The 22002-nt window shown below is 67.9% G+C and carries 23 protein-coding genes; 8 read left to right on the top strand and 15 right to left on the bottom strand.

Annotated features, from left to right (window positions below; translation table 11 throughout):
- Positions 1–156: 156 nt before the first annotated feature.
- The 9 genes from RN51_RS03185 to RN51_RS03145 form a co-directional block, all read right to left on the bottom strand.
- Entirely contained in the window at positions 157–3369 is a 3213-nt protein-coding gene (locus RN51_RS03185) for an efflux RND transporter permease subunit (RefSeq protein WP_045262589.1), read from the bottom strand.
- A gap of 16 nt (positions 3370–3385) precedes the next feature.
- Positions 3386–3973 carry a TetR/AcrR family transcriptional regulator gene (locus RN51_RS03180; protein ID WP_045262588.1) on the bottom strand — a complete coding sequence of 196 codons (588 nt, stop codon included), beginning with the start codon at positions 3971–3973 and terminating at the stop codon, positions 3386–3388.
- Positions 3974–4123: 150 nt separating this feature from the next.
- Positions 4124–5305 carry a Gfo/Idh/MocA family protein gene (locus RN51_RS03175; protein ID WP_197073170.1) on the bottom strand — a complete coding sequence of 394 codons (1182 nt, stop codon included), beginning with the start codon at positions 5303–5305 and terminating at the stop codon, positions 4124–4126.
- A 42-nt stretch (positions 5306–5347) separates the two neighbouring features.
- On the bottom strand, positions 5348–6403 hold the full coding sequence (locus tag RN51_RS03170; RefSeq protein ID WP_045262586.1) for a LacI family DNA-binding transcriptional regulator: 1056 nt from the start codon (positions 6401–6403) through the stop codon (positions 5348–5350).
- Between the two features lie 3 nt (positions 6404–6406).
- On the bottom strand, positions 6407–7294 hold the full coding sequence (locus RN51_RS03165; RefSeq protein WP_082066313.1) for a carbohydrate ABC transporter permease: 888 nt from the start codon (positions 7292–7294) through the stop codon (positions 6407–6409).
- A complete protein-coding gene (locus tag RN51_RS03160; RefSeq protein WP_045262585.1) occupies positions 7287–8246 on the bottom strand; it encodes a carbohydrate ABC transporter permease in 960 nt (319 codons plus the stop codon). The genes RN51_RS03165 and RN51_RS03160 overlap by 8 nt, the downstream gene beginning before the upstream one ends.
- A gap of 4 nt (positions 8247–8250) precedes the next feature.
- Positions 8251–9519 carry an ABC transporter substrate-binding protein gene (locus RN51_RS03155; protein ID WP_045262584.1) on the bottom strand — a complete coding sequence of 423 codons (1269 nt, stop codon included), beginning with the start codon at positions 9517–9519 and terminating at the stop codon, positions 8251–8253.
- A 183-nt stretch (positions 9520–9702) separates the two neighbouring features.
- Positions 9703–10062 (bottom strand): fluoride efflux transporter FluC, encoded by a 360-nt coding sequence (locus RN51_RS03150; protein WP_045262583.1) that lies wholly within the window; start codon positions 10060–10062, stop codon positions 9703–9705.
- On the bottom strand, positions 10059–10433 hold the full coding sequence (locus tag RN51_RS03145) for a fluoride efflux transporter FluC (RefSeq protein ID WP_045262604.1): 375 nt from the start codon (positions 10431–10433) through the stop codon (positions 10059–10061). Before RN51_RS03145 ends, RN51_RS03150 begins: the two co-directional genes overlap by 4 nt.
- 87 nt (positions 10434–10520) lie before the next feature.
- Between RN51_RS03145 and RN51_RS03140 the strand changes: the two genes are divergently transcribed.
- A complete protein-coding gene (locus RN51_RS03140; RefSeq protein WP_045262603.1) occupies positions 10521–12047 on the top strand; it encodes an FAD-dependent oxidoreductase in 1527 nt (508 codons plus the stop codon).
- Here RN51_RS03140 and RN51_RS03135 read toward each other — a convergent pair.
- The 3 genes from RN51_RS03135 to RN51_RS03125 form a co-directional block, all read right to left on the bottom strand.
- The gene (locus RN51_RS03135) at positions 12016–12855 is read right to left on the bottom strand and encodes a nitroreductase family protein (protein ID WP_045262582.1); all 840 of its coding nucleotides are present in this window, start codon (positions 12853–12855) and stop codon (positions 12016–12018) included. The two genes, RN51_RS03140 and RN51_RS03135, sit on opposite strands and share 32 nt — an antisense overlap.
- 5 nt (positions 12856–12860) lie before the next feature.
- Positions 12861–13235 carry a hypothetical protein gene (locus RN51_RS03130; protein WP_231579196.1) on the bottom strand — a complete coding sequence of 125 codons (375 nt, stop codon included), beginning with the start codon at positions 13233–13235 and terminating at the stop codon, positions 12861–12863.
- A 147-nt stretch (positions 13236–13382) separates the two neighbouring features.
- Positions 13383–14180 (bottom strand): MerR family transcriptional regulator, encoded by a 798-nt coding sequence (locus RN51_RS03125; protein WP_045262580.1) that lies wholly within the window; start codon positions 14178–14180, stop codon positions 13383–13385.
- A 156-nt stretch (positions 14181–14336) separates the two neighbouring features.
- Here RN51_RS03125 and RN51_RS03120 point away from each other — a divergent pair, with 156 nt between their 5' ends.
- Both RN51_RS03120 and RN51_RS03115 read left to right on the top strand, forming a co-directional pair.
- A complete protein-coding gene (locus RN51_RS03120) occupies positions 14337–15176 on the top strand; it encodes a DUF4097 family beta strand repeat-containing protein (RefSeq protein WP_045262579.1) in 840 nt (279 codons plus the stop codon).
- Complete coding sequence (locus RN51_RS03115; protein ID WP_045262578.1) at positions 15173–15805, top strand: PadR family transcriptional regulator; 633 nt, start codon at positions 15173–15175, stop codon at positions 15803–15805. The genes RN51_RS03120 and RN51_RS03115 overlap by 4 nt, the downstream gene beginning before the upstream one ends.
- 66 nt (positions 15806–15871) lie before the next feature.
- Here RN51_RS03115 and RN51_RS03110 read toward each other — a convergent pair whose 3' ends face one another.
- Positions 15872–16417, bottom strand: a complete 546-nt coding sequence (locus RN51_RS03110) for a universal stress protein (RefSeq protein ID WP_045262602.1) — start codon at positions 16415–16417, stop codon at positions 15872–15874.
- A gap of 149 nt (positions 16418–16566) precedes the next feature.
- On the opposite strand from RN51_RS03110, the gene RN51_RS03105 reads away from it, so the two are divergent.
- From RN51_RS03105 to RN51_RS03085, 5 genes are all read left to right on the top strand, one after another.
- Positions 16567–16752, top strand: a complete 186-nt coding sequence (locus RN51_RS03105; RefSeq protein ID WP_029259537.1) for a DUF3073 domain-containing protein — start codon at positions 16567–16569, stop codon at positions 16750–16752.
- Between the two features lie 127 nt (positions 16753–16879).
- Entirely contained in the window at positions 16880–17701 is an 822-nt protein-coding gene (locus RN51_RS03100) for an MOSC domain-containing protein (protein ID WP_045262577.1), read from the top strand.
- A gap of 195 nt (positions 17702–17896) precedes the next feature.
- The gene (locus tag RN51_RS03095; RefSeq protein ID WP_045262576.1) at positions 17897–19210 is read left to right on the top strand and encodes an ABC transporter substrate-binding protein; all 1314 of its coding nucleotides are present in this window, start codon (positions 17897–17899) and stop codon (positions 19208–19210) included.
- 90 nt (positions 19211–19300) lie between these two features.
- The gene (locus RN51_RS03090) at positions 19301–20278 is read left to right on the top strand and encodes a carbohydrate ABC transporter permease (protein WP_156149068.1); all 978 of its coding nucleotides are present in this window, start codon (positions 19301–19303) and stop codon (positions 20276–20278) included.
- Positions 20275–21195 carry a carbohydrate ABC transporter permease gene (locus RN51_RS03085; protein WP_052674558.1) on the top strand — a complete coding sequence of 307 codons (921 nt, stop codon included), beginning with the start codon at positions 20275–20277 and terminating at the stop codon, positions 21193–21195. The genes RN51_RS03090 and RN51_RS03085 overlap by 4 nt, the downstream gene beginning before the upstream one ends.
- Before the next feature lie 7 nt (positions 21196–21202).
- On the opposite strand, the gene RN51_RS03080 is transcribed toward RN51_RS03085, so the two are convergent.
- Both RN51_RS03080 and RN51_RS03075 read right to left on the bottom strand, forming a co-directional pair.
- Positions 21203–21601 carry a type II toxin-antitoxin system VapC family toxin gene (locus RN51_RS03080; RefSeq protein WP_045262575.1) on the bottom strand — a complete coding sequence of 133 codons (399 nt, stop codon included), beginning with the start codon at positions 21599–21601 and terminating at the stop codon, positions 21203–21205.
- The gene (locus RN51_RS03075; RefSeq protein WP_052674557.1) at positions 21598–21831 is read right to left on the bottom strand and encodes a hypothetical protein; all 234 of its coding nucleotides are present in this window, start codon (positions 21829–21831) and stop codon (positions 21598–21600) included. The genes RN51_RS03080 and RN51_RS03075 overlap by 4 nt, the downstream gene beginning before the upstream one ends.
- Positions 21832–22002: the final 171 nt, after the last annotated feature.

Raw genomic sequence — 22002 nt, 5'->3', positions numbered from 1 at the left:
CGCACCCTCATAGCCCCCAGCCCCCGCGCCCAACCCACGCCTTTCTCCTCCGCGAAAACGGAGACCGAATGGCGCGGCCCCGGCGAGTCGGATGAGGACTCGCCGAGGCCGGCACACATGGTCTCCGTTTCGGCCGGGCGGGCCAGGAGGCGCGACCTACTCCCCGCGCTCCCGCAGCTCGCGGCGGGTGAGCTGCGGCGCGTGCGGCAGGCCGGACGCGTCGATCAGCACCGGGGAACCGGGGCCCGTCGCTGCGGCAGGTGCTGCGGGACCGGCCGGAGCATCCGGAGCGGGCGCCGCACCGGCATCGGAACCACCTGCCTTGCGGGCAGCACGCCGCTCCTTGGCACCCTCGACGAGGTTGTAGAGCGTCGGCAGCACGATCAGCGTCAGCACGGTCGACGAGATCAGACCGCCGATCACGACGATCGCGAGCGGCTGCGAGATGAAGCCGCCGTGGCCGGTGATGCCGAGCGCCATCGGAGTCAGAGCCAGGATCGTCGCGAGCGCTGTCATGAGGATCGGGCGCAGACGCTTCTCGCCACCGGCCTTGACCGCCTCGATCGTCGACAGCCCCTTCTCCCGGTACTGGTTCACGAGGTCGACGAGCACGATCGCGTTCGTCACCACGATGCCGATGAGCATCAGCACGCCGATCAGCGATGCGACGCCGAGCGGCACACCCGTGATGATCTGCAGCAGGATCGCACCGGTCGCCGCGAACGGCACCGAGACGAGCAGCAGCAGCGGCTGGCGCAGCGACTTGAACGTCGCGACCATGACCACGTAGACGATCAGGATGGCCGCGAGCATCGCGAGTCCCAGCTGCGAGAACGAGTCGGCCTGCTGGGACGCGACACCGCCCACCTCGGCGGATGCACCGTCGGGCAGGTCGACCGCCGCGAGCGCGGTGTTCACCGACTGCGTGGCCGTGGCGAGGTTGTCGGACGCCGGCGGCACGGTGATGGTCGCAGTACGACGGCCCTGCTCGGTGGTGATCGAGGTGGGTCCGTTCTGCTGCTCGACGGTCGCGATGTCCTGCAGCTGGACGATGCCGGTCGGCGTCGGGATGGTCAGCTGCTTGAGCGCGTCGACCGTGGTCGGCGGGTTCGGAGTCACGATGTAGACCGTCAGCGCGGTGTCGTCGATCTCGACGGATCCGGCCTGCTGCGGGCGCATGGTGCCCGAGACGATGGCACCGACCGCGACCTCGGAGAGTCCACGTTGCGCGGCGGCTTCCCGGTCGACCACGACGGCGATGTACGGCAGCGACGCGGCGAGGTTGTCGCTCACCTGTCCGACGCCGTCCTTGCCGTCGAGTTCCTCGACCAGCGCGGTGGTGGCCGTCTGGAGGTCGTCCGAGTTCGATGCGCTGACCGTGATCTCGATGTCGCTCGATCCGAAGCCGGCAGAGGCCGAGACCGCCACATCGCCGACGTCGTCGCCCAGGCCATCGATCGCGTCCTGCACATCGGCGCGGAGCTTCTCCTGGTCGGCGTTCGAGTCGGTGAGCACCGAGTACGTGACGCCCGCACCGCCCGAGAATGCATCGCTGAGGGCGGAGCCGCTGGTGCCGATCGAGGCCTGTACGTGCTCGATGCCGTCGATGTCGAGCAGGGCGTCTTCGACCGCCACTGCCGCATCTGACTTGGCCTGCAGGCTCGCCGTCGGGCCGAGGTCCTGCGTGATCGTCATGGTGTTCTGACCGGAGTCGCCGAGGAAGTTCACCTTCATCAGCGGTGCTGCCGCGAGCGTCGCGCCGAGCACGACGACTGCGAGGATCACCGTGAGGCCGGAGTGCTTGAGCGTCCAGTCCAGGATCGGACGGTACTGCCGCTGCAGCCGGGTCGGCGGGGCATCCGGGTGCTCGGGGTCGATCGCATCGCCGTGCTCGTCGAGCAACGGCTTGCCGGGCTTGAGGAACCAGTACGCGAGCACCGGCACGATCGTCAGTGCGACCAGGAGCGAGGCGACCATCGCGATCGTCACGGTCATCGCGAACGGCCGGAACAGCTCGCCGACCATGTCGCCGACGAAGACGATCGGCAGGAACACCGCCACGGTCGTGATGGTCGACGCCGTGATCGCCATGGCGACCTCGCGCACGGCGAGGCGGATCGCATCACCCTTGTCGGCATCGCCCACGTAGTGACGTTTGATGTTCTCGATCACGACGATGGAGTCGTCGACCACTCGACCGATCGCGATCGTGAGCGCACCGAGCGTGAGCACGTTGAGCGAGTAGCCGAACGCCTGCAGACCGATGAACGTGATGAGCACGCTGGTGGGGATGGAGATCGCGGTGACGAGGGTGGAGCGCACCGACATCAGGAACACGAGGATCACGAGCACCGCGAACACCAGGCCGAGCATTCCCTCGGTGGCGAGCGTCTCGATCGACTGCACGATGAACGGCGCCTGGTCGAAGATCACCGTGAACTGGGCGTCGGGGAAGGCATCGCCGATCGTGTCGAGTGCGGCGATCACGCCGTTGGACACCTCGACGGTGTTCGCCGCCGGGAGCTTGGTGATGGAGATCGACAGCGCATCCTTGCCGTCGACACGCGAGATGGAGGTGACGGGGTCGGACTCCTGCACGACCGTCGCGACATCGCCGATGGTGACGTCGGAACCGACCAGCGGAAGCGCCGCGATCTCCTCGACCGAGGTGATCTTCGCGCCCGTCTGCACCGTCAGGGTCTGCCCGTTCTCGGTGATGTCGCCACCGGGGAACAGCGTGCCGTTCTGGTCGAGTGCGTCGTTGATCGCCGAGGTGCTCTGGCCGGCAGCAGCGAGCTTCGCCACGTCGGGCGTGATGCTGATGCGCTGGCCGACCCCGCCCACGATCTCGGCTGCGTTGACGCCGTCGACGTCTTCGAGCTCGGGGATCGCGACGGATTCGAGCTGGGCCTGCGCGTTGTCCGCATCCTCGAATCCGGTGACGGCCACCTGGATCACGGGGAAGTCGTCGATCGAGACCGACAGCACCTGCGGGGTCACATCCTCCGGAAGCTGCGAGGAGATGCGGTTGATCGCCTGCTGGATCTTCTGCTCGGCCGTGGCGAGGTTCGTGCCGTAGGAGAACATCGCCTGCACGATCGACGCATTGGTCGTGCTCGTCGCCGTCGTCGACTCCAGACCGGGCACGCCCTGGATGGCCGCTTCCACCGGGGTGGACACGTCGTTCTCGACGACCTCGGGCGATGCACCGGGGTAGGTCGTCATGACCACGAGCGCCGGCAGCTCCAGCGAGGGGATGAGCTCCTGCTTGAGGTTCGTGAGTGCGAGCCCTCCGAACACCGCCGCGACGATGGTGATGAGGGCGATGAGCGCGCGGTTCTTGAGGCTCAGGATGGCGAGTTTCGACAAGGCGGTTTCCTCGGTGTCAGGGTGTGGCTGTCGCTGCGGAGGGTGGGGAGACGTCGTCTCCGAGGATCCGCGCCAGTGCGGACTCGATGAAGGACTGGGTGAGGCGGTCGTCGCGGATCTGCATGCTCCACATGACGCCGTCGATGAAGATCATCGCTGCTCTGGCGCGGTCTTCGCCATAGGTCGGCGTCAGGAGTTCGACGAGGCGGTCCGACAGGTGACGGGCGAGATCGCGCAGGCGGGGGTCGTGCACGGCCGCGGTGACCACGGCCCGGTCGGCCTGCACGGCATGGTGGTCGTCCATGCTCTCGAACACCAGGGCGGCGATCACGTCGGGGGTGTCGCCGCGCTCGGCGATGGTCTGACGCACTCCATCGAGGCGGGCATCGACCTCCTCCGCGAGTGCACGGAACGCAGCGGCTCTGAGGTCGTCGAGTGTGTCGAAGTACTGGGTCGTCGCCCCGAGCGGCACTTCGGCGCGCGCGGCGACCATGCGGTGCGTGACGGCATCGGCGCCCACCTCGACGATGAGCTCGGCGGTCGCGGTCACGATCTCACGACGGCGCGCCTCAGGGTCACGTCGCCGACGCTCCCCGTGCCTCATCCCGCCCCCTTGGACATCCGTACATGTACGTTTGTACATTTCAGGATTGTGAAGACGCTGGGAGGCGGCGAACCCCCCGGGGTTTCGAATCGCGCAAATGGTTCGATCCGAGCCGCGGATACGACCATTTGCGCGATTCGAAAGGCCGGGTCAGACCAGCGCGGCCTCGACCTGCCCGCGTTCGAAGTAGGCGACGAGCTCGGGGTCCAGCGGCGGGACCTCGATCGCGGAGCCGTCGCCACGCAGCGAGGCGGTCGCGAGGATGCCGGCAGCCACGGCCTCGCGCGCCGCGACGGGCGACGTCTCGGTGAGACCCCCGTGGCGCACGAAGCGCAGGAACTCCGCGACGAGCAGGGCGTCCGCACCGTCGTGACCCGCGTCTGGCACCTCCGGGACGATGAAGGTCTCGTCGGCCGCCGCTGCCCCGGCATGACGCCGATTCCACAGCTTGACCTCACTGCCGGCCACGTCGCCGAAGTTCTCGATGCGCCCCTCGGTGCCGATCACGGTGTAGTTGCGCCAGTAGTCGGGAGTGAAGTGGCACTGCTGGTACGACGCGAAGATGCCGCCCTCCAGCTGCATGTTCACCATCGAGATGTCCTCGACGTCGACCACCGGGTGCAGTCCCGTGAGCGCGGTCGGCGGCCAGTTGTCCATGCTGAACCAGTCCGGCATCCGCTCCCCGGTACGGTCACGCCGATCGGTGATGTCGCCGTACACGCTCAGCGCGCCCATCGCCGAGACTCGCTCGCTGTACGCACCGGCGAGCCAGTGGATGATGTCGATGTCGTGGGCGCCCTTCTGCAGCAGCAGTCCCGTGGTGCGGCGACGGTCGGCGTGCCAGTCCTTGAAGTAGAAGTCGCCGCCGTGTCCGACGAAGTGCCGCACCCACACGGCTTTGACCTGCCCGATGCGTCCGCTCTGGATCAGCCCTCGCATCAGCGTGATCACCGGCATGTGACGCATGTTATGGCCGATGTAGAGGCCGGTACCGGTGCGGCGTGCGGTCTCGAGCATCCGGTCTGCGTCGGCGAGATCGATCGCGAGAGGCTTCTCGCAGAAGACGGGAACCCCCGCTTCGAGAGCCCGGATGCTGAGCGCGGCGTGCGTGTCGTCCGGGGTGAGCACCATGACGGCGTCGACGCCCGAGGCGAGCAGTTCGTCGAGCGAATCGGTGATGAGCGCGTCGGGCACGAGCAGGCGGGCGTCCTCCCGGGCACGCGGGGCGAGGTCGCACACGGCGGTGATGCGCGAGCCGTGGCCGGGCCGATGCACCTCTTCCTGAAGGGTCGAGCGCGCGCCGAAGCCGATGATGCCGATCTGGAGATCCACGATGGTCCTTCTTGTGTGATGAGTCTGTGCGGGACGCCGAGGTCAACGGGCCCGCGGTGCGGGGGCGTCGAGGTCGGTCGATCCGCCGGGGAAGAGCGTCCATGCGAACTCGTGCAGGCGCCCGGGTGCCGGGTCGGTCTCGAGCGCGCGGTCGACGATGATGCGCGCCTGCCGCTCGTAGAAGTCGGTCGGGCCGACGGTGGTGAGGGTGGGAGCGATCAGGCGGGCGTCCGGGGTGTTGCCGACACCCACCACCGCGACATCGTGCGGCACGCGGAGGCCGAGCATGTGCGCGGCGTTGATCGTGGCGATCGCGGCGAAGTCGGTCGTGGCGTACACGGCGTTCGGCCGGTTCTCGCCGGACAGCAGCTCGACCGCAGCGGTGAAGGCACTCGCCTGGGTGTCGGCGTAGGTCACCGTCCACGCAGGGTCGGGCACGATGCCGGCGGCGGCGAGCTTCTCGACATACGGCGTGTAGCGGGTCACCTGCTCGTGGGCGAGCCGCACCGCCCCGTCCGCGGCGATGCACCCGATCGCGGTGTACGTCTCCAGCAGATGATCCATCGCGATCTCACAGCCGGGGATCGCATCGGAGCGGATGACGTCGAAGCCGTCCGGGTCCAGATGCTCGGAGAACACCACGAGGCGCTGTCCGCGGCGCACGAGGTCGGCGAGGTTCTTCCGCGCCGCGTCGTCGAGCCCAACACCGTCGAGGTATGCCACGTCGCTCTCGACCCGGTCGAGGGCCGCGTGCCAGTCGCCGTCCGCGAGGATCAGCGTGGTGAGCCCGTGCCTGTTCGCCTCGGCATTCACGGCATCGGCCACGGCCAGGGACCAGGGGTCGCTCAGCATGTGCAGAGAGAGCTGCACCATGCCACTGCGTCCGGTGCGGATCGCCCGCGCCGCGCTGTTCGGCCGATAGTTCAGCTCCTCGGCGGCCGCCAGCACCCGCGCCGCCGTGGCTTCGGCGACGCCGGCCCCGTTCGCGCCCGAGCGGCCGGAGAACACGTACGACACCGTCGCCGTCGACACTCCTGCCCGCTCGGCGACCATCCTGAGGGTCGGACGACGCGGGACCTGATGCTCGCTCTTCGCCATGCCTCAGCCCTTCGATCCGCTGAACGCGATGCCCTGGATGAACTGCCGCTGCAGCACCATGAAGGTCACCAGCATGGGCAGTGTCGCCAGCAGCGCGCCCGCCATCAGCACCGGGTAGTCCGTGCCGTGGATGCCGACCAGCTGCGACAGGCCCACGGACAGCGGCATCTTGGCGGGATCGGTCGTCACGATCAACGGCCAGAGCAGATCGTTCCAGGACCACAGCACAGTGAACACCACAAGTGCGATGATGCCAGGCTTCGCGAGCGGAACCATGATGCGCCAGAAGGTCTGCCATGGATTCGCGCCGTCGATGCGGGCGGCCTCCTCGAGCTCGGCGGGCATCGACATGAAGAACTGCCGCATCAGGAAGGTGCCGAAGGCGCTGAAGATGCCGGGCACGATGAGCGCCTGCAGGGTGTTGAGCCAGCCGAGCGACTGGATGATCTCGTACTGCGGCAGCAGGTACAGCTGCGACGGCACCATCAGCACCGAGAGGAACACCACGAACAGGGCGTTGCGACCGGGGAAGGGGATGCGCGCGAACGCGTAGCCCGCCATGGTGCAGAGCACCACCTGTCCCACCGTGCGCCCGACCGTGAGCCACACCGAGTTGAGGAACATCTGCGCGAACGGCATCGAGTCGAACACCTCGGCGAAGTTGGTGAACACCCATTCGCGCGGCAGGAACGACGGCGGCACCTGCACCGAGTCCGACAGCGTCTTGAACGAGGTGAGCAGCTGCCAGACGAACGGGAAGACCATCAGCACGGCACCGAGAGCGAGCACGAGGTGCACGATCCAGAGACCGCGGTTCGTGGGCTTCCCCGCCCCGGAGCGCGCGGGCTTCGCGCCCACGATGGCGCGTGTGTCGAGCGAGACGTCACTCATAGTGCACCCACTTCTTCTGCAGACGGAACTGCACGATCGTGAGGATCAGGATGATCACCAGCAGCAGGAACGCCACGGCGGCCGCGTAGCCACGGTCGTTATCGAGGAAGCCCGCCTCGTAGAAGAGATAGACGACGGTGCGGGTGTTCGGCATCGCGGGGTTGCTTCGTCCGAGCATCATGTAGATGAGGTCGAACACCTGCAGCGCCCCGATCACGCTGATCACGCTGACGAAGAAGATCGACGGCGAGAGCAGCGGGATCGTGATGGAGAAGAACTTGCGCACGGGCCCTGCTCCATCGAGGTCTGCCGCCTCCATGATCGTGTCGGGGATGCCCTGGAGCCCGGCCAGGAAGATGACGATGTTCGTGCCGAGTCCTGCCCAGATGCCGACGACCGCGATTGCGATCAGGGCGGTGTTCGGATCGGTGAGCCAGCTGCGCCCCTCGATGCCGACGGCGGCGAGCGCGGCATTCAGCACGCCGTAGTCACCGTTGTAGATCATTCGCCAGACGAGCGCGATCGCGGCGGGCATGGTGACCACGGGGATGAAGTACAGCGTGCGATAGGCGCTGCGCCCCTTGAGCCCCGTGGTGTTCAGCAGCGCGGCGATGCCCACCGCGAGCGGGATGCCGATCAGAGCGATGACGGTGTAGATCGCGGTGTTGCGCAGCGCTCCGATCAGCTCGGGGTCCTGGAACAGGCGCGTGTAGTTGTCGAGGCCGACCCACTCGGCCCCGCCGAACGGGCCGGACTTCGTGAACGAGATGATGAGCGTGCGGACGGTCGGCCAGAGGTAGAAGACGGCGATGCCCACGGCGGTGGGGCCGAGGAACACCAGCGCCCACCAGGCCGAGGCTCCGGGGCTCCGTCGGCGACGGCGGGGGACGGATGCCGGGGTCGCCGGCATCCGCTCCGCCGTCTCGACCGCGCGAGGCGCGATGACGGTCATGCGATCACTCCTGCTCGGCGTCCAGTGCCGCCTGCATCTGGTCGGAGAGATCCTGCAGACCCTCCTTCGGAGCGACCGCGCCCGACCAGACCTGGGAGAGCACCTCGCTCTCGATGCTCGTCCAGGCCGACGTGTTCTTCGACACCGGGTAGGGCACGGCGTTGTCGAGCGCGTCGATGTAGACCTGCAGGTCGTACTGCGGCAGCGCGTCGACCCACGCCTGCTGAGTGCCGTCGAAGGCGGGGATCACGGTGCCGGTCTCGGCCTGGATCTTCGCCGCCTGCTCCCCGGAGGCGAACTCGGCGAACTGCTTGGCCTCGGCGAGGTGCGCGCTCTTGGCATTGGCGACGTTGCCGACGCCGTGGATCACACTCTGGTTGCCCTCTGCTCCGGTGGGAAGCGGAGCGACGTCGACGTTGCCGCCGATGTCGGCGTTGTCCGCATAGGCGATGGCCGCCCACGAGCCGTTCTGGAACATGGCGACCTTGCCGGAGAGGAAGAAGTCCTCGGGGTTGGTGTCGGTCATCTGCTGCGCCGTGGGCGAAGACCCTGCGGCGATCAGGTCGGTCCACAGCTCTATGCCGGCGAGTGCCTCGGGCGACCCATAGCCGCTCTTCGTGCCGTCGGCGGAGATCACCTCACCACCGGCCTGCGCGATCGAGTTGTAGAAGTTCTCCTGCCCGTACTGGCTTGCCGCGACTCCGAACTGTCCCTTGGCGGGGTCGGTGAGCTTCGCGGCCGCGGCGGTGAAGTCGTCCCACGTCCACCCCGCCGAGGGGTACTCCACACCGGCCGCGTCGAACAGTGCCTTGTTGTACCAGAGGGCGACGGTGTCGAAGTCCTTCGGTGCCCCGTAGAGCTTCCCGTCGTAGGTGTAGAGGTCGACAAGGCCCTGCGGGTAATCGGCCGCGTCGATCCCGCCGTCGTCGAGGGGAGCGAGCTGACCGTTCGAGGCGTAGAGCTGGAAGTTCGGGCCGTTCATCCAGAACACGTCGGCCGCCGAACCGCCGGTCGCGGCGGTCTGCAGCTTGGTGAAGTACTCCTTGTACGGCGTCACCTGGATGTCGATCGTGACGTTCGGGTGCTCCTTCGTGAATGCCGCGGCGATGTCCTCCATCGCGGGCTTCTGGTTCTCGTCCCAGATGGCGTAGCTCAGGGTGACCTCGCCGTCGGATTCTGCACCTGCCGTTCCGGACGAGCAGGCGCTGAGGGCGAGGACGGCTGCGGCTGACGCGGCGAGGGCGCCGAGAGCGCGGCGGGTCGTACGGGGCATCGGTGTCTCCTTCGACAGTGCACGGGCGCGTTCTCCGAGTGTTAATCGTTTAGCGCTAATCGATTAGCAAGGACATTACCCCGAGGTCCCCGACCCCCGCAACCACCGATTCGTTCGAATCGCGCGAATGGTTCGATCCGGGCCGCGGATACGACCGTTTGCGCGATTCGAAAGGTCGGAGAACTACAGTGCGGCGCCCAGAGTCAGCCCGAGTGCCGCGGCGAGCAGGCCGAGCAGCAGCATCCCGACCGCGTTGAACGCCGACGCCGGGCGCTCGCCGTCGCGCCACAGTGCCACCGTGTCGAGCATGGCCGTGCTGAAGGTCGTGTACCCGCCGAGCAACCCTGCCCCCAGGAGGAACGCCGCCTCGGGCAGCGCGGTGGTGACGAGTCCGAGCGCGAACGAGCCGGTGAGGTTGACGAGCAGGATGCCCCAGGGGAAACGCCGCCCCACCAGCCGGGCCACACCGAGATCGACCAGGTAGCGCAGCACTGCGCCCACCCCTCCGGCGAGCGCTGCACCGATGAACAGGAGCGGCGTCATGCGGCCCCTCCCGCGCGCGGCCGCCCGATGCGCAGGCCCAGAGCCGCCGCGGCGAGCCCGAGCGCAAGGCTGCCGACCGCATAGGCGACCGCGACGACAGGCTCGTCCGCCCACAGGGACAGAGTGCCGGTCATGAAGGCGCTGTACGTCGTGAAACCTCCGAGCACGCCGGTGCCGAGCGCGAGTCGGAGCTCGGCCGTGGCGGGCAGGCGCGCGGCCAGCAGTCCGATCAGGAGTGCCCCGACGACGTTCGCGACCAGCACGGCCACAGGGAAGCCCCCGGCATCAGGCAGCATGAGCCCCAGCCCGAGCCGTGCCGCCGTGCCCACCGTGCCGCCGGCGGCGACCAGGAGGATGCGGCGAAGGTTCACGTCCGCCACTGTAGTCGCCGCCTGGCAGTGGACCGTCCGGATGTCAAGGCGGTGGATACCGTGATGCGGGCCGCGTTGACTGAGCGCATGAATCCCCTGTGGAAGTTCGACCGGACCCTGCCGACCGGAACACCTCTCGAGTCCGGCGCGCGCCATGACGTCGTGATCGTGGGCGCCGGGCTCACCGGGCTCTCGACGGCGGTCATGCTCACCAGAGCGGGCCTCGACGTGGCGGTGATCGATGCCGGCGGGATCGCCGAGCTCGCCAGCGGCGCGAACACGGGAAAGCTGTCCCTGCTGCAGGGCGCACAGCTCGCGACGATCCGTCGACACCATCCGGCAGAGCTGGTGCGCGCCTACGTGGATGCCAACCGCTCGGGAATGGAATGGCTGCTCGCGTTCGCCGAGCTCTCGGGCGTTCCGTTCACCCGCCACACGGACCACTCCTACGCTCAGGGCCCCGAGGGCCTCGGCACGGTGGACGAGCAGCATGCTGCTGCTCGTGAGGCGGGTCTGCCGGCCAGGGTGCTGTCGCCCACCGAGCTCCCGCCCACCCCGTTCCCCGTGGCGGCCGCAGTAGCCCTGGACGATCAGGTCGCCATCGATCCCGTCGCCGTCGCGGTGGCGCTGGCCGCGGAGCTGCTCGCCTCGGGCGGGACTCTGCACACCGGCATCAGGGCGACAGGCACGCGGGCGCTCGCCGGGCGCGTCGACACCGCACAGGGACCGCTCTTCGCCGAACACATCGTGCTCGCGACCGGCACGCCCATCACGGACCGCGGGCTCTACTTCGCCAAGGTGCGCGGGCTGCGGTCGTACTGCGTGTCGTTCCGGGTTCCCGGCGATGTGCCCGAGGGCACGTTCCTCTCGGTCGACGGACCCACCCGGTCGATCCGTCCCGTGACGGTGGCGGATGGCCCCGGCAGCGGGGCCCGCCTCGTCGTCGGAGGCAACGGCCATCCGGTCGGCAGGTCCGACAGCGAGGCAGCCGCAGTGGAGGACCTCGTCGCGTGGGCGCAGCTGCATTTCCCCGGCGCGGAGGAGACGCATCGGTGGTCGGCGCAGGACTATGAGTCGCACGATCTCATCCCGTTCGTCGGCGCGATGCCCCGCGGGCTCGGTCGCATCCGCTTCGCGACCGGCTACGCCAAGTGGGGCCTGTCGAACGCCCCGGCCGCAGCCCAGCGCCTCACCTCCGAGATCCTCGGCACCCCTCGCCGCGATCGCCCGACGTGGATCACGACGATCGGGACGCGCCTGACCGTTCCCGCCGACCTCGGTCGCGGAGCCGTGGAGGGCGGAAAGGTCGCGGCGGCCCTCGCCTCCGGGTGGGTGGATGCGGAACGGCGCCGCACACCCGTGCCTCAGCCGGCGGAGGGCGAAGGAGTGGTCGCGAATCGCGCGGGTCGTCCTGTCGCGGTCTCCACCGTGGACGGCGTGACACGGGCGGTGGGTGCGGTGTGCACGCACCTCGGCGGAGTCCTCCGCTGGAACGACGCGGAGTGCACCTGGGACTGCCCGTTGCACGCATCGCGCTTCGCCCCGGACGGCACCCGCATCGAGGGTCCGGCGCTGCGCGACCTCACGCCCCTGTCGTCGGCGGACCCGGAGTGACATCGCCCGCGGGAGGTGGACCATCCCACCCCTGCTGCGGGGTGTCGCCGTTCTCGCGGAACACGTACTGCGACACGAGCTTGCGCTCGCTGCTCGACCAGTCGATCGCGGGACGGCGCTGCTCGGGCGGCAGGTAGCCCAGCCGGTAGACCGCCATGAGCTCGAGGTCGTCGGGCACACGCAGCAGCTCGACGATCTCGTCCCATCGCCCAGGCACCTCCATCGGGAACGAGATGAACTGGATGCCCATGCCGAGCTCGACGGTCGTGAGCCAGACGTTCTCCATCGCCGCACCCATGCTGAACACGGAGTAGAAGGACGACAGCTGCCCCGGTCGGTACTCGCTGCGATCGAGCATGACCCCGAGCAGCAGAGGCGACCCTGCGACGAGCTTCCTGTTCTCGGCGCCCAGGGTCTTGGGCACCCCGAACGTGTTCATCAGCGTCTGCCCACGCTTGGTGAACACCTGACTCGTGAACGGTCGGAGCGCTGCGGGCAGCTTGTCGAAAAGCATGCCGCTGCGCTTCTCCTCCATCTCGGCCTGGCTGAAGCGGAAATATGGCTTGTAGCGTTCGAAGAAGGTGCCGTTCGACATCGCCTCGGTCATGCTCTCGCCGGAGATGCGGGCGATCTGCTCGATCGTGTCACGGTTCTCGATCACGACGAATCGCCAGGGCTGACTGTTCAGCTGCGACGGCGCGCGCCCGGCAGCTTCGAGGAGGATGCGCTGATGCTCTTCGGAGACGGCATCGGGCAGGAACGCGCCGTTGGTGGTCTTGCGGCGGCGGATGGCGTCGAGCAGCTCCATGCGTGTCACTTCCGGTCGGCGGTGGATCGCGAGAGCAGCAGCCCCGCGACGATGAAGGGCGCGGCAGCGAGGGCGACCAACGGGTGCCGTCGACCGTGCGTGCCGAGATACGGGATCGCCGCGAGCGGCAGGGCGGCGGGGAGCATCCCGAGCGCGGCGCGACGGCTCTGTCGGCGCGGGCGGCCCCACAGCCCTGCACTCAGCGCCAGAGCGGTCGTGAGGCACGTGACGATGTAGAGCAGGTGGTGCAACCACCGGAAGTTCCGAGTGTCGACGACCCGCACTGCGACGGACGCGCCGAGAGCGCAGTTCGCTCCGTACGCGGTGGCCGCGGCGACGAACAGCGGCGCCGCGTCCATGCGCCGGGGTCCGTGAGCCATGCCCCGACCCTACGCCCGGGAGTGCCCTGCGATCGCCCCCTTGCGTCGGTCGCGCGCGTTCGGTACGCACGGGACGCGCTTCCGGTCGCGACATGACCGCTGCACGGGTGGCTGCAGCCGACATATCGCGACCGGAGGATGGACGGCTCAGAGGTTGTCTTCCGCGTAGACGCGAAGGGCGTCGCGGACGAACTCCGCGCCGTGGGTGCCGCCGGACGACGTCGCGTAGTTCGCGCCGAAACGCGGGTCTGCGACATACATCTCACCGAGCCCGATCACGTACGCCTTCACGTCGCCTCCGGGCACCGCGGCGGGTGTGCCGGGGATGCCCGTGAGCCACTCCACGTGGCGTCGCGCGATCTCCTGGGCTTCGGCGGAAGACGGATCGATACCGCTCTCCGCCGCCGCGATCCAGTCGCGTCCGAGGTCGGACACGCGCTGCTGCCACTCGCCGCGTGCGGAGTCGGTCATACCGCGCCACCAGCTGTCACTGTCGGCGTAGGCCTTCTTCCCCCAGCGTTCCTCGACCTCGTCCTTGTACTTCGCATGGTCGAAACCGTCGAACATGTTCTCTGCCATGAGGTTCTCACCTCCTCTCAATGCCGTGATGGTGGATTCGACCGACGCGATCTGGCGCGCCAGCCTGGTCTGTTCGTCGCGCAGCAGCGCGAGATGGGTTTCCAGAGCCGAGGCCTCGATCGCCCCGGCGTCCGCGGTGGATGCGGAGCCCAGCACCTCCGCGATCTGCGCCAGCCCGAGTCCGAGCTCCCGCAGCAGCAGGATCCGCTGCAGACGCACGAGAGCCTTCCCGTCGTAGTGCCGATACCCGTTGGGCGCGATGCGCGACGGCGGCAGCAGCCCGATGTCGTCGTAGTGGCGAAGAGCACGGCTCGTGGTGCCTGCCAGTCGGGCGATCTCCTGGATCGACCAGTCGTCCTTGCTCATCGCCTCTCCTTCCGTTGCGGGACACCTCGACTGTAGAAGTTGACGCACCGTCAAGGTCAACTCTTTCTCGAAGAGACTCCTTGACAGGAACGAGATATATCGTGTTATGGTGACGACACACGATATATCGTGACCGCGAACCCAGGAGAAGCAGACATGACCGAGAAGTGGCTCATCGCCCCCGGCGAGGAACGTGTCATCGACATCGAATCCGTCACCCGCCTCAAAGTGGGCCTCGTCGGCGGACAGGTCGACATCATCGCCCACGACGAACCGGGCATCCGCATCGAGGTGCACGGCGTCACCACCAAGGACCTGCGCATCGAGTCCCACGACGGCGAGGTCGAGATCGACCACCCACAGCTGGGCTGGGACAACTTCCTCGAAGTGTTCCGCAACTTCGGCTCGGGCGGCCCCCGCGCCGAGGTGAGCGTCGCCGTCCCCCGCTCGATCGCGCTGAACCTCGGTGTCGTCAGTGCCGGCGCCCTGGTGTCGGGCCTCCGCAACGACGCCCGCCTCAACACCGTGTCCGGCGACATCATCGTCGACACCCTGATCGGCGACCTCACCGTGAACTCCGTCTCCGGCGACGTGCAGGTGCGCGGACTCACCGGCTCGATCAGCGCGAACAGCGTGTCGGGCGACGTGGCCGTCACGGGTGCCGTCCGCCGGGCCACGGTCGACATCGTCTCCGGTTCCACACTGGTCGATGCCGCGGGCGACGTGAACACCATCACCGTCAACTCGGTGTCGGGCGGCACCACCGTGCGCCTCGACGAGTCGCTCGCCGCGAACTACGTGATCCGGTCGCTGAGCGGACGTCTGCTGATCGACGGCGTCGAGCGCAGCACCTCTGGCCCCAGCAACTACACCGGCACCACCGGAGAACTCGCGGGGCGCTTCGTCGACCTGCGCGCGAACTCCGTCTCCGGTGGGGTGACCGTGCTGCGCCGCTCCCCCGCGTCGATCGCCGACGACCCGGAGTGGGAAGCATGAGCCCCGCGGTCTTCTCCCACGGCGACCTGCGCCTGTACCTGCTGTCGCTCCTCGCCGAGGCACCCCAGCATGGATACGGCATCATCCAGTCGCTCACCGATCGCACCGGTGGCACCTACACGCCGAGCGCCGGCACCATCTACCCCCGACTCGCGAAGCTCGAGGAGGAGGGCCTGGTCACCAAGACGGTCGACGGCCGCACCACCATCTACTCGATCACCGAGGCCGGTCGGGCGGAGCTCGCCTCACGGGAAGGCGACCTCGCGGGCATCGAGGCGGGGCTGACCGATTCCGTGCGACTGATCGCGAGCGAGGTGCGCCAGAGCGTCAAGGATGCGATGAAGAGCCTCCGCGCCGACCTGGCTGCGGCGGAGAAGGACGAGCGCAGTGCGGCGAAGAACCGTCCACGCACGGCCACCGACGATTCCCGTCTCGTCAGCCGCGAGGAGATGCACCGCGCGGATGCCGTGATCAACGCCTTCCGGGCGAGGGTGCGCACCGACCTGCGGACTCACGTCGCGAAGGGCGGCACGCTGTCGCCGTCGGTCGTCACCGAGCTCGAGACGGCCCTCGACAGCGCAGCACGCGGCATCACCGTCGCGTTGAGCGGCTCCAGCTCCGGTTCCTGACCCCCGTCACACGAAAGGTGTCGGCGTCCACCTGGGATGCCGACACCTTTCGTGCGTCCGGAACCACTACTTGTCCGGCCAGATCTCCTTCTGCTCGTCCGGCACCGACTCCCCGAGCGGTACCACGAGGACGGAGCGATGCTGACGATGGGCCAGACGCGCGGCGACCGACCCGGTGAAGAACTCCCTGATGGACTCGCCGATGCCGCGCTTGCGGGTGCCGACGACGATCAGCTGCGCGTCGAGCTTGTTGGCGAGCTGCTTGATCGCCAGGGCGGGGTCTCCCACCAGCTGCCGCGCCGTCCAGGTGATGTCCGTACCGGCGAGCATGCCGGCGGCCGCCGCCTCGACCGCCTCGAACTCCGCAGCGCCGGCGTCGAAGTTGATGTCGATCGGAGCCGAATGCACGTAGCCGTCCGGGTCCTCGTACGTGACGAACCGGGTCACATCGACGTGCGCGACCACCAGTGGTGCGTTCAGCAATCGCGCATAGCGCACGGCCTCGTCGATCACGTGTCGATCCTGGTCCAGCTGCATGCCGACGATGACGGCTTTCTGCAGCGCCGCGTTCTGTGCAGCCTCATCGGACGGAGTGGAGGTGTTGTCGGTCATGAAGATCGTTCCCTTCACCAGCCTGGCGTCAGCCAGAGGGGCTAACCCGCGTGCTATTCTGAATGCTACTCTTACCGGCCTCGAACCGGTGTCGTGAAATGCCTCGGGCCTCAACCGCCCGTCGCTGAAATCGTGAGGGGGTCTCGAGCATGGGCCGTGGCCGTCAGAAGGCGAAACACACAAAGATCGCCCGCGAACTCAAGGCGTACAGTCCGTCGGTGAACTACTCCGCTCTCGAGCGCGAGCTGGGTCACCCGACCGACGAAGACGCATATGTCGACAAGTGGGCTGATGACTATGCCGACGAAGACGAGGACGAACTAGAGAAGGCCTGACCGCCTCTCGGTTCGTCACACCCGCACGACCTGCGGGTGTTTCGTCGTGCTCTGTCGCCGAGAAGACCGCTCGGTGACAGAGCGCCGTCTGTCGTGCCCTGGGGTCGGCAGCTGAGAGGATCTCCTCATGGCCCGCGTCGTCGCCCTCTACCGTCACCCGATCAAGGGATTCACTCCCGAACCGCGTGACTCCCTGACCGTGCAGCCGGACGGCAGAGTCGACGGCGATCGCGTCCTCGCGTTCCGGTTCGCGGACGCGACCGAGCCGGAGGACCGGGACGGCTTTGACTACTGGCCGAAGGCCAAAGGGCTCGCTCTCCAGGACTTCCCCTCTCTCGCCGCTCTGCGCACGAGCTACGACGACCGGCAGCGCCGCATCCACATCGAGCACGCCGGCGCGACGCTGGTCGACGCCGGCATCGACGACGAGGGACGGCGCGAGCTCGCCGATGCCATCACCGACTTCGTTCTCGCGACCCCCGAGGGGCGTCGGCTGCGACGACCGGGCCGCCTCCCCCTCGTCCTCGTCGGCGACGGCGAGACGTCCCGCTTCCAGGATCGGTCGCGCGGCTACGTGTCGGTGCACAGTCGGGGCAGCGTCCGCGCGCTGGGCGAAGCTCTCCGGATGAGCATCGACGATCGGCGTTTCCGTTCGAACGTCGTGATCGACGACGCCGCCCCCTGGAGCGAACTCGATTGGGCGGGCGAGGTGCACATCGGCGAGCTGGGCTTCCTCACCGCGGGCCCGATCGTGCGCTGCCTGGCGACCCACGCGAACCCCGACGACGGCCGGCGGGACGCGAAGGTGCTCACGACACTCACCGGCGCCTTCGGACAGCAGGAACCGACCCTCGGACGCCTGCTTCTTCCCGGCTGGCCCGATGCGGATGACAACAGCACTCGGCGTGGCGGAGTGGTCCGCGTCGGCGACGAGGTTCGCGTCGACTGAGCTGCACGTCCACCCGGACGGATGCTCGATGTCAGCGCTCCCTTTATCGTCCGCGATTGCGCCTGTGATGTCATCATCTCAGGCTTGTGAGCGCAAACATTTTCTGATTTGATGTGCATGTGATCGACGGCGCCACGGTGCCAGTCCCCCGCCCAGGGCGATCCGCAGGAACATGACCTCAAAGAGGAGAACAGCATGGCAATCACCCCTCGCTTCACCCGCACCGCCGCGATCGTCGCCGTCGGCGCGGTGTCGGCCTTCGGCCTCGCAGCCTGCTCATCCGGCGACTCCGGGGACAGCGGGGCGAGCGGCGATCCCATCACGATCGAGTACCTGCACCGTCTCCCCGATGGGGAGGGCATGACCCCGACGTCCGAGATCGTCGATCGTTGGAACGCCGAGCACCCCGACATCCAGGTCAAGGCGACCAAGTTCGACGGCAAGTCGAGTGACATGATCCTCAAGCTCGAGACCGACGTGAAGGCGGGCAACGGACCGTGCCTGGCGCAGACCGGTTACTCCGAGGTGCCGCAGCTGTTCGTCAAGGGCCTGCTGCAGGACGTGGCGGACGAGGCCAAGAAGTACGAGGACGACTTCTCGGCCGGAGCCTTCAGCGGCATGAAGGTCGGCGACGCCATCGTCGGCCTCCCCCAGGACACCGGACCCCTCGTGTACTTCTACAACGAGGCCGAGTTCCAGGCACTCGGCCTCGATGCCCCGAAGACGCTCGACGATCTGACGGCGGACTCGGCGACGGCAGCAGCTGCCGGCAAGTACGTCACCGCGTTCACCCCCGACGAGGCGCAGAACTGGCTCGCCGCCCAGTCGGCTGCGGCAGGCGACACTTGGTTCAGCACCGCGGGCGACGAGTGGAAGGTCGACGCCGAGGGCGCGGGCTCCGAGCGCGTCGCCGCGTTCTGGCAGGGTCTGCTCGACGGCAAGCAGACCCTCGCGACCGAGCGCTGGGGTGAGGGCTTCACCGCCGCGCTCAACGACGGCAGCCTCATCGGCCACGTCGGAGCGGCGTGGGAGGCGGGATTCCTCCTCGACTCGCTCGACGGCACCCCCGCAGAAGGACAGTGGCGCGTCGCCCAGCTCCCCGACTTCGGCGCCGGCGCCATGAGCGGCCCCGACGGCGGTTCCGGTGTCTCGGTCATGAAGGGCTGCGAGCACCCCGCTGAGGCGATGGAGTTCAACGACTGGTTCAACACCCAGGTCGACGACCTCGCGTCGCAGGGCCTCGTCGTCGCGGCGAAGGGCGAGGTGGAGACCCCCGAGAAGATGCTGCGCCAGTTCGGCGGACAGGACGTGCTCTCCGAGCTCGGCACCGCGACCGAGAACCTCAACCCCGACTTCCCCTACGCACCGGGGTTCTCGACGCTGTCGAAGATGAACGAGACCGCAGCGGCAGCTGTGGCCGGCACCGCGACGGTCGCCGACATCTTCACCACGGCGCAGGACACGGCAGTGGCCTCTCTGAAGGACCTCGGCCTCCCGGTCGCGGAGTGACCGGGCGAGAAGGCATCATCGGATGATCGACGGCGGAGTGCACGCGCAATCGTGCACTCCGCCGTCGTCTTGACATCGAGAGGCGACACCATGGTCACAGTGACCGAGACGCGAGGCGCTGCGTCGACAGCGCCTCCGCGCACCCCCGCGGATCCGGCCCGCAGACGCCGATTCGGAACCCGGAGAGAAGGCCTCACGGGCTGGCTGTTCATGACGCCGTTCGCGGTGCTGTTCGTCCTGGTCTTCCTGGTCCCGATCATCGTGTCGATCCGGTCGTCGTTCTTCGCACAGGTTCCCGCCGGGGACGGTCTCTACGGCGGCGGTGAGCTCGTCGACACGTTCGTCGGTCTGGAGAACTTCATCACCGCCGCGACCAACGGCGCCTTCTGGACCGGCATGGGTCGCGTGGTGCTCTATGCGGCGCTGCAGATCCCGGTGATGATCCTCGTCGCTCTCGGCCTCGCCCTGCTGCTGGACTCCTTCATCGTGCGCCGCCCCACCCTCTTCCGGCTCTCCTTCTTCCTCCCCTATGCGGTTCCCGGCATCATCGCCGCGATGATGTGGCTGTACCTCTACACCCCGGAGGTCTCACCCTTCCTCCCGTTCCTCCCTCAGGGCACCGACTTCATGGCGCCGGGAACGATCCTGTTCTCGATGGCGAACATGACGACCTGGACCTACACGGGGTACAACATGCTGATCTTCCTGTCAGCGCTGCAGGCCGTCCCGCGTGACCTGTACGAGGCCGCGCGCCTCGACGGGGCATCCGGTTTCCAGATCTCGATGCGCATCAAGGTGCCGCTGGTGCGAGGAGCCGCGCTGCTCGCCGTGCTGCTGTCGATCATCGGCACCATCCAGCTGTTCAACGAGCCGGTCGTGCTGCAGGCAGCGAACTCGTGGATGGGCAAGGACTTCACGCCCATGATGCTCACGTACAACACGATGATGGGCGAGATCTCGCCGTCCGGCAGCGGCCCCGCATCGGCCTACTCCCTGCTCATGGCTCTGATCGCGGGTGTGCTCGCGATCGTGTACGCGCTGCTGCAGCGCCGGAAGGGCGACGCATGACCACCACGCGCCTCATCACCACCGGAGCATCGCCGCGTCGACGTCCGCGCCCCCCGCGCGACGTGGACGCCCCGCCACCCTCGATCGCCCCCACACCGGCCGCTCGAGCGTTCGGCATCATCGCGCTCGTCGTGGCCACGCTGTACTTCCTCGTGCCCGTGTACTGGCTGATCGTCGCGTCGACCAAGAACAACACCGACCTCACGTCGACCTTCGGCTTCTGGTTCGCCGACTGGAACCTCGACACGAATTACGACAGCCTCATGAACTGGACCCAGGGCCTGTTCTGGCGGTGGGTCGGCAACTCGATGCTGTACTCCGTGAGCGCGGGCGTCATCGGCACCCTGTTCGCGGTGATGGCCGGCTACGCGATCGCGAAGTTCGCCTTCCCCGGCAAGCGCATCGCGGTGGGTGTGATCATGGCGGGGCTGCTGCTCCCGGTCGCACTGCTGACCGTGCCGCTGTACATCGAGTTCCAGGCGCTCGGACTCACCAACACCGTCTGGGCGATCATCATCCCCTCCGCGGTGTCGCCCTTCGGCGTCTTCCTCGGCATGGTCTACGCCCAGTCGTCGGTGCCGACCGAGCTGCTCGAAGCCGCCCGCATCGACGGTGCCGGCGAGGCGCGCATCTTCTTCACGATCGTGATGCGGCTTCTGGGTCCGGCGATGGTGACGATCTTCCTGTTCATCTTCGTGGCCACCTGGAACAACTTCCTCCTGCCGCTCATGATGATCTCGAGTCAGGATCTGAAGCCCGTGACCCTCGGGCTCTACGGCATGGTGAGCTACTTCGCCCCGGACAAGGGAGCCGTCATGCTCGGCGCCTTGCTCGGAGTCATCCCGCTCGTGCTGCTGTTCTTCGCCCTGCAGAAGTACTGGCGCTCCGGCCTCGCCGCCGGCGCCGTGAAGGGCTGATCCCGGGTCAGTCGGGCATGACAGGCACCTCGACTGCGCAATGGCCGGAGGCTGCACGCGCGAGCCTTCGGTCATGCGTGATGAGCGGGCACCCGAACACACTCGCGAGCGCGACGTAGGCGGCGTCGTAGGCCGTCATGGTGTGGCGGAGTGCCAGGATGCGCGGAATGAGCGGCAGGGTGGGGTGCAGCTCGACGCGTAGCCGTGCGAGGTCGACGGCTGCGGTCTCGAGTGCGGCATCGGTCAGCGCACCCCCGCGATTCAGGCCGCGCAACGCGGACGCGACCTCGACCGGCAACAGGTCAGGCGCGAGCAGCACTTCGTCGGTCAGACGCCGATGGAGGGCAGAGGTGGAACCGACGTTGCAGAAGACGTCGACCACGACGGATGCGTCGACGACGATCATCGGTCGGCTCGCCCCTCCCTGATCGCCGCGACGATCGCCTCCGGCGCGATGGGCGGAGAGACAGGTCGCTCCCCGAGGGCGGCCAAGAGCTCCGGAACCGTGGGGCGCGATGCGATGAGCGCCAGCTCAGATGTCAGGTACTGCTGCAGTGACTGCCCTCGTGACTCCGCGCGTGCAGCGAGGACCGAGTGGATCGTCGGGTCGAGGTCACGGATCAGTACATGGGGCACGCTTACAGTATGCATGCATTCCTCTCGCTCGGCTACGGATGCCATCCTGCTTCGTCACACCCGACCGACTCGCTGCGCAGGGGCAGTGCTCCGAGGAATGGGGAGAGCCCGATATCGACACCTGTCGTGCAGGAAGCCTTCTCGGGAGCGCAGCCGAACGGCCCGGAGGCG

This window comes from Microbacterium oxydans, assembly GCF_000956405.1.
In the GTDB taxonomy this organism is placed as follows: Bacteria; Actinomycetota; Actinomycetes; order Actinomycetales; family Microbacteriaceae; genus Microbacterium; species Microbacterium oxydans_C.
The sequence above is the reverse complement of the archived record's forward strand: the minus strand, read 5'-3'. Positions and strand labels throughout refer to the sequence as shown.

Coding starts and splice junctions, on each gene's coding strand:
- RN51_RS03150 (WP_045262583.1), bottom strand. CDS start 10,062: ATGACGCCGCTCCTGTTCATCGGTGCAGCGCTCGCCGGAGGGGTGGGC.
- RN51_RS03140 (WP_045262603.1), top strand. CDS start 10,521: ATGAATCCCCTGTGGAAGTTCGACCGGACCCTGCCGACCGGAACACCT.
- RN51_RS03085 (WP_052674558.1), top strand. CDS start 20,275: ATGACCACCACGCGCCTCATCACCACCGGAGCATCGCCGCGTCGACGT.
- RN51_RS03170 (WP_045262586.1), bottom strand. CDS start 6,403: ATGGCGAAGAGCGAGCATCAGGTCCCGCGTCGTCCGACCCTCAGGATG.
- RN51_RS03180 (WP_045262588.1), bottom strand. CDS start 3,973: ATGAGGCACGGGGAGCGTCGGCGACGTGACCCTGAGGCGCGCCGTCGT.
- RN51_RS03135 (WP_045262582.1), bottom strand. CDS start 12,855: ATGGAGCTGCTCGACGCCATCCGCCGCCGCAAGACCACCAACGGCGCG.
- RN51_RS03115 (WP_045262578.1), top strand. CDS start 15,173: ATGAGCCCCGCGGTCTTCTCCCACGGCGACCTGCGCCTGTACCTGCTG.
- RN51_RS03130 (WP_231579196.1), bottom strand. CDS start 13,235: ATGGCTCACGGACCCCGGCGCATGGACGCGGCGCCGCTGTTCGTCGCC.
- RN51_RS03155 (WP_045262584.1), bottom strand. CDS start 9,519: ATGCCCCGTACGACCCGCCGCGCTCTCGGCGCCCTCGCCGCGTCAGCC.
- RN51_RS03080 (WP_045262575.1), bottom strand. CDS start 21,601: ATGATCGTCGTCGACGCATCCGTCGTGGTCGACGTCTTCTGCAACGTC.
- RN51_RS03090 (WP_156149068.1), top strand. CDS start 19,301: ATGGTCACAGTGACCGAGACGCGAGGCGCTGCGTCGACAGCGCCTCCG.
- RN51_RS03100 (WP_045262577.1), top strand. CDS start 16,880: ATGGCCCGCGTCGTCGCCCTCTACCGTCACCCGATCAAGGGATTCACT.
- RN51_RS03165 (WP_082066313.1), bottom strand. CDS start 7,294: ATGAGTGACGTCTCGCTCGACACACGCGCCATCGTGGGCGCGAAGCCC.
- RN51_RS03120 (WP_045262579.1), top strand. CDS start 14,337: ATGACCGAGAAGTGGCTCATCGCCCCCGGCGAGGAACGTGTCATCGAC.
- RN51_RS03105 (WP_029259537.1), top strand. CDS start 16,567: ATGGGCCGTGGCCGTCAGAAGGCGAAACACACAAAGATCGCCCGCGAA.
- RN51_RS03125 (WP_045262580.1), bottom strand. CDS start 14,180: ATGAGCAAGGACGACTGGTCGATCCAGGAGATCGCCCGACTGGCAGGC.
- RN51_RS03095 (WP_045262576.1), top strand. CDS start 17,897: ATGGCAATCACCCCTCGCTTCACCCGCACCGCCGCGATCGTCGCCGTC.
- RN51_RS03160 (WP_045262585.1), bottom strand. CDS start 8,246: ATGACCGTCATCGCGCCTCGCGCGGTCGAGACGGCGGAGCGGATGCCG.
- RN51_RS03110 (WP_045262602.1), bottom strand. CDS start 16,417: ATGACCGACAACACCTCCACTCCGTCCGATGAGGCTGCACAGAACGCG.